The 15915-nt window shown below is 68.6% G+C and carries 17 protein-coding genes, 1 tRNA gene and 1 pseudogene; 4 read left to right on the top strand and 15 right to left on the bottom strand.

Features of this window, described 5'->3' with window-relative positions:
• Window positions 1-22: 22 nt before the first annotated feature.
• Together BI335_RS00700 and BI335_RS00695 are read left to right on the top strand one after the other, a co-directional pair.
• On the top strand, window positions 23-1024 hold the full coding sequence (locus tag BI335_RS00700) for an ROK family protein (protein ID WP_229118119.1): 1002 nt from the start codon (window positions 23-25) through the stop codon (window positions 1022-1024).
• A gap of 270 nt (window positions 1025-1294) precedes the next feature.
• Entirely contained in the window at window positions 1295-1753 is a 459-nt protein-coding gene (locus tag BI335_RS00695) for a GatB/YqeY domain-containing protein (protein ID WP_094429423.1), read from the top strand.
• 38 nt (window positions 1754-1791) lie between these two features.
• Here BI335_RS00695 and BI335_RS00690 read toward each other — a convergent pair whose 3' ends face one another.
• The 14 genes from BI335_RS00690 to BI335_RS00625 all read right to left on the bottom strand — a co-directional run bounded on the left by BI335_RS00690 (window position 1792) and on the right by BI335_RS00625 (window position 13990).
• Window positions 1792-2532, bottom strand: a complete 741-nt coding sequence (locus BI335_RS00690) for a glycerophosphodiester phosphodiesterase (RefSeq protein ID WP_094429422.1) — start codon at window positions 2530-2532, stop codon at window positions 1792-1794.
• Window positions 2533-2546: 14 nt separating this feature from the next.
• The gene (locus BI335_RS00685; protein WP_094429421.1) at window positions 2547-3239 is read right to left on the bottom strand and encodes an ATP-binding cassette domain-containing protein; all 693 of its coding nucleotides are present in this window, start codon (window positions 3237-3239) and stop codon (window positions 2547-2549) included.
• The gene (gene urtD, locus BI335_RS00680) at window positions 3232-4023 is read right to left on the bottom strand and encodes an urea ABC transporter ATP-binding protein UrtD (protein WP_094429420.1); all 792 of its coding nucleotides are present in this window, start codon (window positions 4021-4023) and stop codon (window positions 3232-3234) included. The genes BI335_RS00685 and urtD overlap by 8 nt, the downstream gene beginning before the upstream one ends.
• Window positions 4020-5177, bottom strand: coding sequence for an urea ABC transporter permease subunit UrtC (gene urtC / locus BI335_RS00675; protein WP_094429419.1), 1158 nt, complete (start codon window positions 5175-5177; stop codon window positions 4020-4022). Before urtC ends, urtD begins: the two co-directional genes overlap by 4 nt.
• Complete coding sequence (gene urtB, locus BI335_RS00670) at window positions 5174-6055, bottom strand: urea ABC transporter permease subunit UrtB (RefSeq protein ID WP_094429418.1); 882 nt, start codon at window positions 6053-6055, stop codon at window positions 5174-5176. Before urtB ends, urtC begins: the two co-directional genes overlap by 4 nt.
• A 35-nt stretch (window positions 6056-6090) precedes the next feature.
• Complete coding sequence (gene urtA, locus BI335_RS00665; protein ID WP_094429417.1) at window positions 6091-7350, bottom strand: urea ABC transporter substrate-binding protein; 1260 nt, start codon at window positions 7348-7350, stop codon at window positions 6091-6093.
• Window positions 7351-7697: 347 nt separating this feature from the next.
• A complete protein-coding gene (locus BI335_RS00660) occupies window positions 7698-8495 on the bottom strand; it encodes an urease accessory protein UreD (RefSeq protein WP_172421660.1) in 798 nt (265 codons plus the stop codon).
• Window positions 8492-9145, bottom strand: a complete 654-nt coding sequence (ureG, locus tag BI335_RS00655) for an urease accessory protein UreG (protein ID WP_094429415.1) — start codon at window positions 9143-9145, stop codon at window positions 8492-8494. The genes BI335_RS00660 and ureG overlap by 4 nt, the downstream gene beginning before the upstream one ends.
• A 25-nt stretch (window positions 9146-9170) precedes the next feature.
• The gene (locus tag BI335_RS00650) at window positions 9171-9857 is read right to left on the bottom strand and encodes an urease accessory protein UreF (protein ID WP_094429414.1); all 687 of its coding nucleotides are present in this window, start codon (window positions 9855-9857) and stop codon (window positions 9171-9173) included.
• On the bottom strand, window positions 9838-10299 hold the full coding sequence (locus BI335_RS00645) for an urease accessory protein UreE (protein WP_094429413.1): 462 nt from the start codon (window positions 10297-10299) through the stop codon (window positions 9838-9840). The genes BI335_RS00650 and BI335_RS00645 overlap by 20 nt, the downstream gene beginning before the upstream one ends.
• Before the next feature lie 13 nt (window positions 10300-10312).
• Window positions 10313-12025, bottom strand: coding sequence for an urease subunit alpha (ureC, locus tag BI335_RS00640; RefSeq protein ID WP_094429412.1), 1713 nt, complete (start codon window positions 12023-12025; stop codon window positions 10313-10315).
• Window positions 12022-12300, bottom strand: coding sequence for an urease subunit beta (locus BI335_RS00635; protein ID WP_094429411.1), 279 nt, complete (start codon window positions 12298-12300; stop codon window positions 12022-12024). The genes ureC and BI335_RS00635 overlap by 4 nt, the downstream gene beginning before the upstream one ends.
• Window positions 12301-12304: 4 nt before the next feature.
• Window positions 12305-12607 carry an urease subunit gamma gene (locus BI335_RS00630; protein ID WP_094429410.1) on the bottom strand — a complete coding sequence of 101 codons (303 nt, stop codon included), beginning with the start codon at window positions 12605-12607 and terminating at the stop codon, window positions 12305-12307.
• A 129-nt stretch (window positions 12608-12736) separates the two neighbouring features.
• Window positions 12737-13990 carry an alpha/beta fold hydrolase gene (locus tag BI335_RS00625; protein ID WP_094429409.1) on the bottom strand — a complete coding sequence of 418 codons (1254 nt, stop codon included), beginning with the start codon at window positions 13988-13990 and terminating at the stop codon, window positions 12737-12739.
• A gap of 59 nt (window positions 13991-14049) precedes the next feature.
• Here BI335_RS00625 and BI335_RS00620 point away from each other — a divergent pair.
• Window positions 14050-14123, top strand: a tRNA-Val gene (locus tag BI335_RS00620).
• A 22-nt stretch (window positions 14124-14145) separates the two neighbouring features.
• A complete protein-coding gene (locus BI335_RS21700; RefSeq protein ID WP_229119382.1) occupies window positions 14146-14568 on the top strand; it encodes a hypothetical protein in 423 nt (140 codons plus the stop codon).
• 354 nt (window positions 14569-14922) lie between these two features.
• Here BI335_RS21700 and BI335_RS22430 read toward each other — a convergent pair.
• Window positions 14923-15792, bottom strand: a pseudogene (locus BI335_RS22430) (recombinase family protein); the annotation flags it as partial.
• Window positions 15793-15915 lie beyond the last annotated feature (123 nt).

Below are 15915 nucleotides of genomic sequence, written 5' to 3'. Positions count from 1 at the left end.
AACCGCGCAAGAGTATCAGCGGGTGGCAGGATGGCCCAAACGTGGAACCGGCAACACCTGCATGGAGGCGATGGTGGAGACCCTGGCCCTGGACATCGGCGGCACGAAGATCGCCCTGGCCATCATCGACGAGAGCGGTGGCATCCGCCGTGAAGTGCTCCGCCCGACGGTGCCCGGTGGCGCCGCGGAGGAGCTCTTCGCCCAGATCGCCGACGGGCTCGGCGAACTGGTCGACGGCTGGGGTGCCACCGACGAGGTGCTGGTCGGGATCGGGTCGGCCGGGCCGATCAACGAACCCAACGGCACCATCTCCCCGATCAACATCCCCGGCTGGCGCGATTTCCCGGTCGCCGATCGGGTACGCCAGGTGGTCACCGACCTGCTCGACCGGCCGGTGCGGGTCGGGCTGGCCGGTGACGGGCACTGCATCGCGCTCGGGGAGCACTGGCTGGGTGCGGCCCGGGACGTCGACTCGATGGTCGGCATGATCGTCTCCACCGGGGTCGGTGGCGGTGCGGTGCTGGACGGCCGGTTGTTCCGCGGTGACACCGGTAACGCGGTGCACGTCGGGCACACCTCGGTGAACTTCCTCGGCGCCCAGTGCGACTGCGGTTCGCGCGGCTGCGTGGAGATGTACGCCCGGGGGCCGGCGATGGTCGCCTATGCCCGCCAGCTCGGCTGGACCGGTGGCGATGACGCCCGCAAGCTGGCGATGGATGCGGCCGAGGGTGATGAGGCGGCCGAGGCGGCGATCGATCGCGGGATGCGGGCGCTGGCGGCCGGAATCGCTGCCCTGTCGGCGGAACTCGATGTCCGGGTCTTCGTCATCGGTGGCGGGGTGTCCAAGGCCGGTGAGGTGATCTTCGATCCGCTGCGGGCCCACCTGGCCGACTTCACCGGCACCCTGTTCGTGCCCGAGATCGATCTGCGCCGCGCCGAACTGGAGAACGCCGGCCTGCTCGGCGCCGCCGCCGTCGGCCTCGCCCTGCGCGGCCTCGGCCCCCTGCGCGCCGACGCCGGCTGACCGAGGACACGGCGGCTGAGCGAGGACACGGCGGCTGAGCGAGCGAGGAACGACCCACCCCACGCCGGTTGAGCGAGCGAGGAACGAGCGAGTCGAAGCCCCGCCTCCCGAGCGCGGCGCCCTCGGCCACCGAAATTTGCGGCTCGTTGCCCGATCGGCGCCCAGATCGGCCGATTCAACGATCGAGCCGCAGATTCCGCAGGCCGCTCCTCGCTCAGGATCGTGAGTGGCGTGGGACCATGGACCGGATCACAGTTTCAGGAGAGGACCATGGCAGAGCTCAAGGACCGGCTGCGCGCCGATATGACGACCGCGATGAAGGCCCGCGACAAGGACACCACCAAGGTGCTGCGTGCGGTGCTGACGGCGATCCAGACCGAGGAGGTCGCCGGTGATGAGGCCCATGAGCTGGATGCCGACGCCGAGCTGAAGATCGTCACCAAGCAGGTCCGGCAGCGCCGCGATTCCGCCGCCGAATATGCCAAGGGCGGCCGCCAGGACCTGGCCGATGTCGAGCTCGCCGAGGCCGAGATCCTGCAGGTCTACCTCCCCGCCCCGCTGACCGACGACGAACTCGCCGCCCTGGTCGATGCGGAGGTCGCCGCCGCCGGCCCCGAGGTGTCGATGAAGCAGATGGGCCAGATCATCAAGGCCGTCAACGCCAGGGCCGCCGGCCGCGCCGATGGCGGCAAGATCGCCGGATTGGTGAAATCCCGCCTCCAGTCCTGAACATGTCAGGGGTTATGCACCCTGGCAACCCCCGAGGACTATGAGGTCTCCCCGACGAGTTCGGAGCGCAGCCGTACCGCCACATCGGGGGTGTTGGTGATCACCGCGTCGACCCCGAGCCCGAGCGCCCAGCGCAGATGCGCCGGGTCGTCGATCGTCCACGGATTGATGCGTACCCCGGCCGCGTGCGCCAGCTCGACCGCGCCGTTGACCTGCAGATAGCTGTACGCCGGATGGATCGCGACCGCGCCGAAGTCGCGGGCGTACTCCCAGGGCAGATACATGATCTCGTCGAACAGCAGCGCCACCGGCAGTCCGGGTGCGATCTGCTGCAGCGTCTTCAGCGTCAGGTGGTTGAACGAGGAGATCAGCACCCGCTCCCCCATCCCCGAGGCGGCCACCAGCTCCGCGAGCTTCGGTTCGATCCCGGGCTGGAAGTTCAGGTTGGTCTTGAGCTCGACGTTGACCAGCATCCGAGTGGGCCGGACCAGCTCGAAGACCTCGGCGAGCGTGGGGATCGGGACCTCGGCGTAGCCTTCCTTGCCATTGCTGAAATCCAACCCACGCAGCGTTTCCAGCGACATCGCCGACACCGCGCCGGAACCGTCACTGGTCCGGTCGACGGTCTCGTCGTGGATCACCACCAGCTCCCCGTCGGCGCTGAGATGGACGTCGAGTTCGATCCCGTCGGCGCCCTGCTCCGCGGCGAGCCGGAAGGCTTCCAGGGTGTTCTCCGGGGCGTACGCCGAGGCGCCGCGATGGGCCCATACGTCGGTCATGGGCCCAACCTAACTCAGAGCATCAGCGCCCCGCGCACCTCGTCCCGGGCACCCGCGCCGCCCCGGCCGTGCCGGGTGATCCGCCCGGATTCCAGCACCGCGTACCGTGCGGCGTGATCGAGCCCGAAGCCGACCTGCTGCTCCACCAGCAGCACCGCCACCTGCTGCTCGGTGACCAGCCGCAGCACGGTGCGTTCGATCTCGGCGACCACCGAGGGCTGGATGCCCTCGGTGGGTTCGTCGAGCAGCAGCACCCGCGGCCGGCGCAGCAGCGCCCGGGCGATCGCCAGCTGCTGCCGCTGACCACCGGACAGCAGGCCCGCCGACCGGTTCCGCAGCTCGGCCAGCGCCGGGAAGAGTTCCAGCACCTCCGCGATCCGCTTGCGTCCACCGGTCACCGAGTCGGCGACCACGCGCAGGTTCTCCTCGGTGCTGAGGTCACCGAAGGACTGCTGGCCCTGGGGCACGAAGCCGAGGCCGCGGCGTACCCGCTGATGGGTGGGCAGCGCGGTGATGTCCTCGCCGTCGAGCCGGATCCGGCCCGTGGTCGGCTTCAGCAGGCCGAGGACCGCGCGCAGCAGGGTGGTCTTGCCGGCGCCGTTGTGGCCGAGCACGGTGGTGATGCCGTCGGCCGCGGTGCGCAGGCTGACCCCGTGCACGACGGTGGTGCGGTCGTAGCCGACCGAGACGTCGTCGAGTTCAAGCATCTGCTGCTCCTTCTGCTGCGGGATGACCGAGATAGACCTCGATCACCTGGGGATCGGCCTGCACCTCGGCGACACTGCCCTCGGCCAGCACCCGGCCGCGGTGCAGCACGGTGACCGAATCGGCGAAGCTGCGCAGGAATTCCATGTCGTGCTCGACGACGATGACGGTGCGCAGGTCGCCGATCCGTTGCAGCAGTTCACCGGTCTGCTGGCGTTCCTCGGCGGTCATCCCGGCGACGGGTTCGTCGAGCAGCAGCAGCCGGGAATCCTGTACCAGCAGCATTCCGATCTCCAGCCACTGCTTCTGCCCATGCGCGAGCACACCGGCGGGCCGGTCCCGGTGTGCACCGAGCCCGATGGCCTCCAGCGTCTGTTCGATCCGCTCCGGAACGCCTCGCCGGGCCCGCAGCATGGTGAGCGGACCGCGGCCGGCGCCGGCGGCGAGGTCGAGGTTCTGCAGCACGCTCAGCTCGGCGATCACGCTGGCCGTCTGGAAGGTTCGCCCGACCCCCGAGCGGGCGATCCGATGGGCCGGCCGGCCGATCAGGTCGACCCCTCCGAAGCGGGCCGACCCGGTGGCCGGTACCAATCCGGTCAGTGCATCGACCAGCGTGGTCTTGCCGGCCCCGTTGGGTCCGATCAGGAACCGCAGGTCGCCCTGGGTGACGGTCAGGTCGACCGAGTCGACGGCGACGAAACCACCGAAGCTGACCGTCAGGTCGCGGACCTCCAGATAGTCGTGCCGGACATCGACCGGTGCGATCACCTTCGCCAGTTCGCTCATGCCTCGATCCTTTCCTCGGTCCGTTCCGGTTCGCCTCGCTCGGCTCGTTCGGGTACGCCGACCGCGGGCCCGGTCGCGGGCGGGTCCGCGGCCGGTTGGGCACGGCGGCCGATGAGTCGGCGTACCGAACCCAGCAGCTGGGCCAGCCCACCGGGCAGGAATCCCAGCACCAGAATGAAAAGCGCGCCCTGGAGGTAGGTCCACGCACCCGGCAGGCTCTCCGACAGCGCGGTACCGGCCCAGGAGACCCCGATCGAACCGAGCACCGGCCCGAGCAGGGTCGCCCGGCCGCCGATCGCCACCCCTGCCAGGAACAGGATCGAGGGCACCACCCCGACGTCGGAGGGCGAGATGATGCCCACCACCGGTACGAACAACGCGCCGCCGATGGCAGCGAACACCGCCGCGATGACGAAGGCGACCGTCTTCACCAGTGCGGGGTTGTAGCCGAGGAAACGGACCCGGTTCTCCTGGTCGCGGACGGCGACCAGCAATTCGCCGAAGCGGGAGCGGCGCAGCTGCCAGACGATGACGACCATCACCAGCAGCACCACCGCGCAGATCTGGTAGAGCATCCGCTTGTTCACCGGATCGTTGAGGTCGAAGCCGAGGAAGCCGACGAATCCGTTCAACCCGTTGGTGCCGCCGGTGGTCTGCTGCTGCCCGATCAGCAGGATCGCGAAGGCCGCGGCGAGCGCCTGGGAGAGGATCGCGAAGTATGCCCCGCGCACGGCGCGGCGGAACACCAGGTAACCGATCGCCGCGGCGAGCAGTGCCGGCAGCACGATGATCGCCGCCAGGGTGAGCGCCGGTGAGCGGAACGGCTCCCACCAGATCGGCAGGTCGCCGGTGCCGTAGAGCAGCATGAAGTCCGGTACCCCGCCCGGGCCGGCATCGGCGAGCTTGAGGTGCATCGCCATCAGGTAGCCGCCGAGGCCGAAGAAGACTCCCTGGCCCATCACCAGCATGCCGCCCTGCCCCCAGGCCAGCCCGATCCCGACCGCGACCATCGCCACACACAGGTAGCGGGCCAGCAGCACCAGCCGGAAGTCGCTCAATGCCAACGGGGCAACGACGAACAGCAGCAGCGCGGCGACCACCAGACCGGCCGCGAGCCGGGCGTACGGATGGCTCCAGAAACGTTGCCAGCTCATGCCAGGCTCCTTGTCCGGACCTGCACCAGGCCCTGCGGGCGGAACTGCAAGAAGGCGACGATCAGCAGCAGCACGGCGACCTTGGCCAACGAGGCGCCGAGGCTGAGCTCGACGAAGGCCTGGATGATGCCGAGCCCGAGGGCGGCGGCGACCGCGCCCTTGAGCCGGCCCAGGCCGCCGACGACGACCACCAGGAATGCGTCCACGATGTAGTTCTGGCCCAGGGTGGGGCCGATCGACCCGAGCAGGGTGAGCGCCACCCCGGCGACCCCGGCGATGCCGGAGCCGATGAAGAAGGTGAGCTGGTCGGTACGCACCGCCGAGAGCCCGGAAACCTCTGCCAGGTCACGGTTCTGGGTGACCGCCCGGATCCGCCGACCGAAGGAGGTCCGGGACAGCACCAGCATCAGTGCCCCCACGCAGGCGATCGCCAACACGGTGATGAACAACCGCGCCTTCGGGAAGGCGTAGGGGCCGATCATCAACGGACCGGCCAGCCAGCCGGGGGCCGCGACGTCGACGTTCGGGGCGCCGAAGATGTCGCGGGCCACTTGCTGCAGCACCAGCGAGACCCCGAAGGTGACCAGCAGGGTGTCCAGGGGGCGCTGGTGCATCCGCCGGATCAGGGTGACCTCGAGCAGCAGCCCGAGCAGGCCGCCGACGCCGAAGCCCAGCAGCAGCGCGACGGGCAACGAGATGCCGGGTGGCAGGAACCACTGCGCCACGAAGGCGGTGTAGGCACCGGCCATCATGAACTCACCGTGCGCCATGTTGATCACGCCCATCTGCCCGAAGGTGAGGGAGAGACCGAGCGCGGCGAGCAGCAGCACCGACCCGATGCTCACCCCGGCGAAGAGCTGGGAGACGATGATGTCCATCGCATCTCCTTCCTGGGTTGGATTCCGTCGCGCGATCAGCTGAGGCTCGCACCCCACGGGTAGGTCTTCAGGAACGGATCCGGGTCGATCGGCTGCTTGGAGTCCCAGACGGTGTCGATCAGGCCCTGGTCGTTGATCCGGCCGATCCGCGCGGTCTTGGTGATGTGGTGGTTCTCACCGTTGACGGTGACCTTGCCCTCGGGGGCGTCGAAGGTCACTCCCCCGGCCGCGGCCTGTACGGCCGGCACGTCGAAGGAGTTGGCCTTCTCGACCATCCCCTTCCATAGATGGAGGGAGGTGTACGCCGCCTCCATCGGGTCGGAGGTGACCCGGTCGGCGCCGTACTTCTTCTTGAACGCGGCAACGAACTTCTCGTTCTCCGGGGACTGGACGGTCTGGTAGTAGTCCCAGGCGGTGAGCTGCCCGCGGAGATTGTCGACGCCGATGCCGCCGACCTCCTCCTCGGCGATCGACACCGACATCACCGGCATCGCCTCGGCGGTGAGGCCGGCGTTGCGATACTCCTTGAAGAAGGCGACGTTGGAGTCACCGTTCAGCGTGTTGAAGACCGCGTCCGCGTCGGCGCTGCGCACCTTGCCGACGATGGTGGAGAAGTCGGTGTGCCCGAGCGGGGCGTACTCCTCGCCCTTGATCTCCATGCCGTACTGCTGGGCGTAGGCCTTGATGATCTTGTTGGCCGTCCGCGGGAAGACGTAGTCGGAGCCGACCAGATAGAGGGACTTCTTGCCCTGCTCCCGCAGGTAGTCCAGGGCCGGGATGATCTGCTGGTTGGTGGTCGCGCCGGTGTAGAAGATGTTCTTCGACGCCTCCAAGCCCTCGTACTGCACGGGGTAGAACAGCAGCGAGTTGTTGCGCTCGAAGACCGGCAGCATCGCCTTCCGGGAGGCCGAGGTCCAACCACCGAAGACCGCGGCCGTGCAGTCGGCGGTGATCAGCTTCTGCGCCTTCTCCGCGAACTTCGTCGGCTCCGAGGCGCCGTCCTCGGTGACCACCTGGAGCTTCTTCCCGAGTACGCCGCCGGCGGCGTTGATCTCCTCGGCGGCCAGGTTCAGCGAGTCGTTCACGGTCTTCTCCGAGATCGCCATCGTGCCGGACAGCGAGTTTAGGAAGCCGATCTTGATCTCGCTGCCGCTGGTGTCCACGCACGTCGCGGCGGCCTGCGGGGCGGCTCCGGCCTGGTTCACCTTGGCTCCCCCGCAGGCCGTCATGGTCAACGTGACCGCGATGGAGGCGACGGTGAGCAGCCCGAGGCCGCGACGCTTGCTGGTCGTCATAGCTGTTGTTTCCCTTCGTACCGGGCGAATGCCGCGGTCCCTGCGCGGCGACTACGAAGCTATGGCTGCTGTGTTTCGCGGGTTGTCCGCCGGGTTTCACCGGTGTGAAAGGAAAGCCCGTCAGGTGACGCCCCCGTTACGGTCACCTCTCAAGCCCTCCCTCACGTTCATCGAGTAGCAGCCCATGCGGAGCGAAGCGGAGCAATGGGCTGCGTGTCGAGATGAACCAGTTCCTCTCGACACGGTCGCTGCGCGACCTACTCGAGGAACGTATGGGACGATCGCTGCGCGACCTACTCGAGGAACGTGTGGGGGTCGCTGCGCGACCTACTCGAGGAACGGAGGGATCACCATTGGCCGCGGTATCCGCGGGGCCCGAAGCCCCAACGCTGCCGGAGGTCGTCGGCGATAGTGTCCAGCACGCTTCGGGCCGCCTCGGTGGAGTCGGCCAGCACGCGTACCACCAGTCCGGGCCCCTCCACCAGCGACGCCCCCGCCACCGACGTACCGTCCGCGGGCAGCGGCAGCGAATCGACCAGCTCGCCGTCGATCCGCCGGTCGAAGACCAGCAGGCTGCCCAGGTGCGTACCCGGCAGCATCAGGTCACCGAACGGCAGCGGGTCGAGCACCAGGTTGTCCAGCGTCAGCAACCGATCGGCTCGCCAGACCTCGGTGCACAGCTGCAGTTGTCGCCATCCGAACTCACCGCCGTCGGCGGCCCACCCCGGGGTGACGATCTCGGCGAGCAGCAGCGTCGCGTCCCGGTGGTGTTCGACGCGGGTGTGCTGTCGGTACCGCGCCCCGGCATAGGCGATCACCGGTTCGGCACGCCAATCCAGGAAGGAGTTCTCGGCCAGCCGCACCTGGGTGTGCTGGGTGGTGGTCGCCTCCGTATCGCTGCGATAGATCTTGGTGGCCGACTGGCCGACCAGGGCCGCCCCGCTGCCCGCACCGACCTCGACGCGGATCCGGTAGTCATCTCCTGCCAGATAACCGCCACCGGGATTGACCACGGTCCAGGTCGGCCAGCGTGCCCCGGGCCCGCGGTGCGGCCGCAGCAGCCGCAACGCCCCGGAGTGCGCGAGGTCCTCGGTGACCGACCGCTCCCCTCCCCCGAGGCGGAGCCACAGGGTGCCGGTGCTCACCGGAGGTCGACCAGCAGCACGTCGTTGCGGATCCAGTCGAGCACCGCATCCAGCCCCTCGTCGGTGCGCAGATTGGTGAGGCAGAACGGCCGGTCCCCGCGGAACCGCCTGGAGTCCTCGGTCATCACGGCCAGGTCGGCACCGACGTGCGGAGCCAGGTCGATCTTGTTGATCACGAAGAGATCGGAGCGGATCATCCCCTGGCCGGCCTTGCGCGGGATCTTCTCCCCCTGGGCGACGTCGATGACATAGATCGAGGCGTCCACCAGTTCCGGGCTGAAGGTGGCGGAGAGATTGTCACCGCCGGATTCGACGAAGATCAGCTCCAGGTCGGGATGGCGTGCGGTGAGTTCGGCGATCGCGTCCTCGTTCATCGAGGTGTCCTCGCGGATCGCGGTGTGCGGGCAACCGCCGGTTTCGACGCCGATGATCCGGTCGGTCGGCAGGATTCCGTTGCGGGCCAGGATTCGGGCATCCTCGACGGTGTAGATGTCGTTGGTCACCGCCGCCATCGAGAACTCCCCCGCCAGCGCGCGGGTCACCCGTTCGACGAGCTGGGTCTTGCCGGCCCCGACCGGTCCGCCGACACCGATCCGCACCGGCCCGCGTCGGTCGGTGGAGTCGCTGGTCCTGGTCTGCGTGCTGGTCATGGTTGCTCCTCGCGGTGGTGATGGGTCAGGACATGAACATCCGGCTGTGCAGCCGGCGGTGCCGTAGCTGGTCGAGTTCGAGCAACGGCACCAGGGCACCGAGCTCGTCGGGTTCGGCGGCCGCGGCGTACTCGATCGCCTCCTCCAGTGGCCGGTGCAGTCCGGCGAGCACCCGCTGCCCGGCGTCCTGGCCGAGCGGGACGGCGCGGACGGCGTTCTGCACCAGGCTGGAGACCGTGCCCAGCAACGAGAACCGGGCGATCTGCTGCCACGGCGCGCCGAGGTCGAGCCCGCAGCAGGCGAGGGCGAGTGCCGGGTGCCCGGTGAGTTCGCCGGCCTCGACACCGACGGTGTACGCCCTGGTGTGCGGTCCGGCGAAGCAGTCGTTCGCGATCCGCAGCACCCGGCGGCCGATCGTGGTGGTGGCCCGGCGTATCGCCTCCGGCGCGATCGCCGCGTGCAGCCGCCGATCCAACCAGGCCAGCTGTTCCGGATCCTCGACCAGCAACCGGATCGCCAGCGCATCGCTGCGGGCCAACCCCGGGAGCAGCTCCCGGCGTAGCCAGGCCAGGGTCTCCTCGGCTCCGGTCACCCGGCCGTCGACGATCGCGGTCTCCAGGCCGAAGGAGTGGCTGAACGCACCGGTCGGTGCCGCGGAGTCGGCGAGTTGCTGCAGCGGCAGCCACCAGCCGTCAGTGGCTGTGCTCGGCATGGCGGAACGGGACGGTGAGGACACGTTCGGTGCGCTCGTGCGGGATGCCGTGGGCGGCCAGGTGCTGCACGACGGTGTGATCGTCGGGCACGATCATCTCGGCGAGTCCCTCGGGGCCGCGCGTCTCGAACTGGGCCGGCAGATGGCGATTGCCCAGGGTGTGTGCGACCTGCCCCATGTCCAGCATCGTGCGGGGACGGATGACGATCACCGGGGAGGCCTCGGAGCTGATCACGATCACCCGTGTGTCGTCGGCGTGCAGCACGTCCCCGTCGCTCAGCACCGTCCCGCGCGGCAGTCGCAACCCGAGCACCGTGCCGTGGTCGGTGACGACCCGTTGCACCGCCCGGGTGCGGTCGGTCGCGGGCAGCCGGACACGTTCCAGGTGCCGGTCGGCCAGCTCCAGCTCGGCCAGGGTGGCGGTGATCTCCTCAACCAGCATGGGGATTCCTTTCTCAGAACAAGAAGTAGCGCTGCGTCATCGCCAACTGCTCGGCGGGTTCGCAGGTGACCAGTTCGCCATCGACGCGCACCTGGTAGGTCTGCGGGTCGACCTCGATCCGGCCGGTGTTGCCGTTGTGCACCAGGTCGGACTTGGTCAGGGTGCGGGTGTTCCCCACCGGCACCACCGGCATCCGCAGGCCGAGCCGCTCCCCGACCCCATCCTCGAACGCCGCTCGGGAGACGAACCGCAGGGACCCCTCGTGCACCGCCTGCCCGAGCGCGCCGAACTGGGGCCGGATCGTCTGCGGCTGCGGGGTGGGGATGGAGGCGTTCGGGTCACCCATCACCGCGGCGGCGATCTGACCACCCTTGAGCACCAGGTGCGGTTTCACACCGAAGAAGGCCGGTTCCCAGAGCACCAGGTCGGCGAGCTTGCCGACCTCGACCGATCCGACCTGGTCGGCGATGCCCATCGTGATGGCCGGGTTGATGGTGTACTTCGCGACGTAGCGGCGAATCCGCTCGTTGTCGGCGTACGCCTCATCGCCCGCCAGCGGGCCGCGCGCCTTCTTCATCTGATCGGCGACCTGCCAGGTGCGCAGCACCACCTCCCCGACCCGACCCATCGCCTGGGAGTCGGAGGAGACCATCGAGAAGATGCCCAGGTCGTGCAGCACGTCCTCGGCGGCGATGGTCTCCGGGCGGATCCGGGAGTCGGCGAAGGCCACGTCCTCGGGAATGTCGGGGTTGAGGTGGTGGCAGACCATCAGCATGTCGAGATGTTCCTCGATGGTGTTGACGGTGTAGGGCAGGGTCGGATTGGTGGAGGAGGGCAGCACGTGCTGGAGTCCGGCGAGCCGGATGATGTCGGGTGCGTGCCCGCCACCGGCGCCCTCGGTGTGGTAGGTGTGGATCACCCGGCCGGCGATCGCGGCGATGGTGTCCTCGACGAAGCCGTTCTCGTTCAGGGTGTCGGTGTGGATCGCCACCTGCACGTCGAATGCGTCGGCCGCCCGGAGCGCGGTGTCGATGCTGGTGTGCGTGGCACCCCAGTCCTCGTGGATCTTCAGCCCCATCGCGCCGGCGCGCAGCTGCTCGGCCAGCGGTTCGACCCGCTCGGCGTGTCCCTTGCCGAGGAAACCGATGTTCATCGGCAGGTCGTCGACCGCTTGCAGCATCCGGGACAGGTGCCAGGGGCCCGGGGTGACGGTGGTGGCATTGCTGCCCTCGGCCGGTCCGGTGCCGCCACCGATCATCGTGGTCACCCCGGAGGCGAGCGCGGTGAACACCTGATCGGTGGAGATGAAGTGGATGTGTGCGTCGACACCGCCGGCGGTGAGGATTCGGTTCTCCCCGGCGATGATCTCGGTGGCGGCACCGATGACGATGTCCACACCGTCGGTGATGTCGGGATTGCCGGCCCGACCGATCGCGTCGATGCGGCCGTCGCGCAGGGCCGCGTCGGCCTTGTAGATCCCTGTGTGGTCGAGGATCAGCGCGTTGGTGATGACGGTGTCGGGTACCCCGTCGGCGCGGGTGAGTCGGCCGTTCATGCCCATGCCTTCGCGGATCACCTTGCCGCCGCCGAAGACGACCTCCTCCCCCGGCGCGGTGAGATCGTGTTCGATGCGGGCGAACAGATCGGTGTCGGCCAGGCGCACCGAGTCTCCGGTGGTGGGACCGTAGAGCGCCGCGTGTTCGGCGCGGCTCAACCGGCGGTTCACCGCTGCGCTCCCCGGGTGCCGGCGAGCGCGACCAGGCGTACGCTGCGGGCGTCGCCGGGTTCGAAGCGGGCGGCGGTGCCGGCGGGGATGTCGAGCCGGAATCCGTGTGCTGCTTGCCGATCCAGCTCGAGGGCCGGGTTGACGTCGGCGAAGTGGTAGTGCGAGCCGACCTGGATCGGCCGATCGCCGGTGTTCCGCACCCACACCTCGGTGGTCTCGCGGCCGGGATTGATCTCGATCTCGCCGTCGCCGAGGATCAGTTCTCCTGGGATCATCGCGTCACCGGATCGGGTCGTGCACGGTGACCAGCTTCGTGCCGTCGGGGAAGGTGGCCTCGATCTGCACCGAGTGGATCATCTCGGGTACGCCCGGCATCACGTCGTCGCGGCTGAGCAGGGTGGCACCCCAGGACATCAGCTCGGTCACCGACCGACCGTCGCGGGCGCCCTCCAGCAGTTCGGCGCTGAGATAGGCGATCGCCTCCGGGTGGTTGAGCACCAGGCCCCGATCGCGGCGCCGCCGGGCGAGGTCGCCGGCCACCACGATCATCAGCTTTTCCTGCTCCCGTGGGGTGAGCAGCATCCTGCGCCTCCTGCCTCCGGGTGGGTTCACCCGGTGTGGCAGGAAGCCTTGCAGCGCTCTGTTTCAGCCGCGGGTCGGCAATGTTGCACCCAGATCACAGCGCGACCGGGCCCCCGCGGACGGTAGAGCTCAGCGGACGCGATGCCCCTTCGCCAACCCGATCAGGTGGTCCAGCACCGCACCGTTGCTGGTCCGCAAGCCGCTGTGCTCGTGCTCGCTCGTGACCCACACCTGCACGCCCCGCAGCAGTGCGGCGGTCTGCATGGAGAAGTCGAAGGGCACGAACGCGTCGCGCAGATAGACCGAGGCCGCGCCCCGAGCGCCGCTGCCAGCCAGCGCATCGGCGTCGTAGAGCTTCGGCCACTGGTGGGCGGCCAGTTTCTGGGTGACCTCGGCCCAGGGGCGGTAGGCCGGCACGGTGTCCAACCATTCGCTGCTGACATGCTCACCGGTGAACAGGCTCGGGTCGCTCACGAAGTCCTCGGGCATGGTGCGCATCGCCGACCAGTCGGTGACGACGCCGTCGGCGTAGGAGGATTCGTGCATCACGTAATAGATCGGGTTCCGCGGCGAGAAGGGCAGCGTGGCGGCCACGTCGTGGCGGAACGCGTTGCTGGTCGGGTCCTGCTCCAGCAGCCAGTGCAGGGTCTTCCAGCCGTGATCCCCGCCGAGCTGCATGCCGAGGCTGCGCAGCCGGCTCGCCGAGAGGACTTCGCCGGTCGGCAGCACGATCTCACCGGCGGCCGCCTGCTCGGCGATCGCCCGGAACCTGTCACGGTCGTTGGGAAAGCGGCGATAGTAGGCCTGCGACAGCTCCCGCATCCGGTCGTAGCAGGAGGCGTACACCTCGTCGCAGTGCCGACCGACCGCCGACAGCCCACCGGTGATGTACGCCTGGTCGATCGAGTCGGCGTACCGGCTCAGGTAGGTCAGCGTGCTGAAGCCGCCGAAGGACTGGCCGAGGACGTTCCAGCGCGGTACGCCGAGGTGCTCGCGGATCGCTTCGCAGTCGCGGACGATCGAGTCGGCCCGGAAGTGGGTGAGGTAGTCAGCGACCTCGTCGGCGGTGCGGCCCTCGAGCAGCCGATCACCGACGGCGGTGGACCGCCCGGTACCCCGCTCATCGAGCATCACCACGCGATAGTGCTCCAGGGCCACCGGCAGCCAGGCCGGTTCTGCCGGCGCGTCCCCCGGCCGCGGCGCCTCGAAGCCCGGACCACCCTGCAGATAGACCAGATAGGGCAGCTCGTCACCGCCCTCGCGGCTGATCACGCGGGCGAACACCTCGATCGTGCGGCCGTCCTCGGGCGCGTCCCAGTCCAACGGAACGGTGAGGGTGTGGTCGGTCAGGGTCAGGGCGCCGAAACGGTAGCTGTCAGTCACGCCTCCGACCCTAACGAAGTGGTGCCGGACCCGCCTGCTCGGCTACCATGCACCGTCGAGGTCGCATAGCTCAGTTGGTTAGAGCACCTGCCTTACAAGCAGGGTGTCGGGGGTTCGAGTCCCTCTGCGACCACGTAAAGTTGAACGTTCGAACCTTGCCCCGCTTGATCGCGGGGCAAGGTTCTTTCGTTGTGTGGCCTGGGGATGGCGTCGAGGATCGTCGCGATCGTCTGGGCTGGTTCGAGGGCGGCTTGGTCGTCGTCATCGATGGTGATGCGGTCGAACAGTGCCCGGTTGAGCATCCGCCGTTCGGCGGGTTCGGCCTTCGCGTACACATCACCGATGTCGGTGAGGAGGCCGAGGATCGCGTCGAGCCCGACCTTCGCGTTGTCGTAGGTCGATGTGAGGGTGTCGAGCCTGCCGGTGATGGCGTGGAGGCTCGCGCGGATGCGGTCCTGTTCGGTTTTGAGCAGGTCGATGGGGATCGCGTCGGCGTAGTGGGCTTGGAGGAGCTTGACCTGTTCGGCTTCAAGCTTGATCTTCTGTCCTTCGAGGAGGGTCCGTTCATCGCTGGTTGACTCGGCGAGGGCGTCGAACACCTGCCCGAGGACGGCCTGGATCTGTCCGGCCTCGTCCTCGGTGACGGAGACGTGCTGGTAGCGGGTCTCGATGCTCTGCTCGATGCGGTGGACGAGGGCGGCGGTGCGCTGGCAGTCGTTGCGCTTGAACCGGCGGCCGGTGCAGGTGAAGTAGTCGTAGGCGACGCCCTGGTGGTTGCGAGGCCGTTCGAACATGAGCTTCTTCCCGCAGCCGCAGTAGATCGAGCCTTTGAGGTAGTGGTCGTACTTCTGCGGCTTGTCGCCGGTGACGTGGTTCTGCTGGAGGATCGTCTGCACCTGCTCGAACGTCTCCGGGGTCACGAGTGGCTGATGGGTGCCGGGGTAGGTGACCTCGCGAAACGTGACGATGCCCTGGTAGTAGGGGTTCGTGAGGATCTTGTGCAGCCCCGTGGTCGTGACCGGCTTCGCGGGGAACGTCGGCGTGGGCCGGGTGGCAAGGCCGCGGGTCTCTAGCTCGCGGGCGAGCTTGGAGAGGGACCAGTCGCCGGTGGCGTAGGCGGTGAACGCGAACCGGATCAGGTCGGCCCGGTGGGGATCGAGTTGCACGTCGCGCACCTCGTGCCCGTTCGCATCGGTGAGGCGGACGTTGAGGTAGCCGATGGGCGCCTTGTGCGGGGTGCCGCCGATGGACGCTTTCTGCACGAGACCCTTGGTGACCTCTTGGGCGAGGTTCAGGGAGTAGAACTCCGCGATCGAGGCCATGATGCCGTGCATGAGCATCCCGGAGGGGGTCTCGTCGATGTTCTCCATCACCGAGACGAGGGTGACGCCTGCTTGGCGGAGTGTGGCGTGGATGATCGCGTCGTCGAGCCGGTTGCGGGCGATGCGGTCGACCTTGTTGATGATGCAGTACCGGATGGGGTGCTCGGCAAGGTAGTCCAGCATCTCCTGGAGTGCTTTGCGGCGGGCGGTCTTGCCGGACTCGCCGGGCTCGATGAACTCTGCGACGATGACCGCGCCGAGCTGGTCGGCCTTACGCTGCGCGGCCTCGCGCTGCGCGGGGATGGACAGGCCTTCTTCGAGGCCGTTGCGGGTGGCTTGGTCCTTGGTGGAGACCCGCAGGTAGGAGATCGCCGGCACTTTCCCATCGGGAAGGGCGACGTCGAGGGCCTGGGTCGCGGGGCCGGCGAGGGAACGCAGGGCGCTGAGGTCGAGGCCGGCGGGAAGGTCGAGGAGCGTCATGGTCGTGACTGCCTTTCGGGCGCTCACCCATTCCCAGTCGGGATGGGTGCGGGCGCCGTTGGGCTGTCACGACACAGATGGGGAGGCCTGCCGAACCGCGACGGGTTCGGGCAACAAGGGGTA

The sequence above is a fragment of the Enemella evansiae genome (assembly GCF_002250705.1).
Classification (GTDB): Bacteria; Actinomycetota; Actinomycetes; order Propionibacteriales; family Propionibacteriaceae; genus Enemella; species Enemella evansiae.
Note: the sequence above shows the minus strand (reverse complement) of the source record. Positions and strands in the feature narration are given on the sequence as shown.

What these genes read in the sequence shown, in the direction of transcription:
- BI335_RS00695 (WP_094429423.1), top strand. Translation starts at nt 1,295, where the DNA reads ATGGCAGAGCTCAAGGACCGGCTGCGCGCCGATATGACGACCGCGATG.
- BI335_RS00690 (WP_094429422.1), bottom strand. Translation starts at nt 2,532, where the DNA reads ATGACCGACGTATGGGCCCATCGCGGCGCCTCGGCGTACGCCCCGGAG.
- BI335_RS00685 (WP_094429421.1), bottom strand. Translation starts at nt 3,239, where the DNA reads ATGCTTGAACTCGACGACGTCTCGGTCGGCTACGACCGCACCACCGTC.
- urtD (WP_094429420.1), bottom strand. Translation starts at nt 4,023, where the DNA reads ATGAGCGAACTGGCGAAGGTGATCGCACCGGTCGATGTCCGGCACGAC.
- urtC (WP_094429419.1), bottom strand. Translation starts at nt 5,177, where the DNA reads ATGAGCTGGCAACGTTTCTGGAGCCATCCGTACGCCCGGCTCGCGGCC.
- urtB (WP_094429418.1), bottom strand. Translation starts at nt 6,055, where the DNA reads ATGGACATCATCGTCTCCCAGCTCTTCGCCGGGGTGAGCATCGGGTCG.
- urtA (WP_094429417.1), bottom strand. Translation starts at nt 7,350, where the DNA reads ATGACGACCAGCAAGCGTCGCGGCCTCGGGCTGCTCACCGTCGCCTCC.
- ureG (WP_094429415.1), bottom strand. Translation starts at nt 9,145, where the DNA reads ATGACCAGCACGCAGACCAGGACCAGCGACTCCACCGACCGACGCGGG.
- BI335_RS00650 (WP_094429414.1), bottom strand. Translation starts at nt 9,857, where the DNA reads ATGCCGAGCACAGCCACTGACGGCTGGTGGCTGCCGCTGCAGCAACTC.
- BI335_RS00645 (WP_094429413.1), bottom strand. Translation starts at nt 10,299, where the DNA reads ATGCTGGTTGAGGAGATCACCGCCACCCTGGCCGAGCTGGAGCTGGCC.
- BI335_RS00635 (WP_094429411.1), bottom strand. Translation starts at nt 12,300, where the DNA reads ATGATCCCAGGAGAACTGATCCTCGGCGACGGCGAGATCGAGATCAAT.
- BI335_RS00630 (WP_094429410.1), bottom strand. Translation starts at nt 12,607, where the DNA reads ATGCTGCTCACCCCACGGGAGCAGGAAAAGCTGATGATCGTGGTGGCC.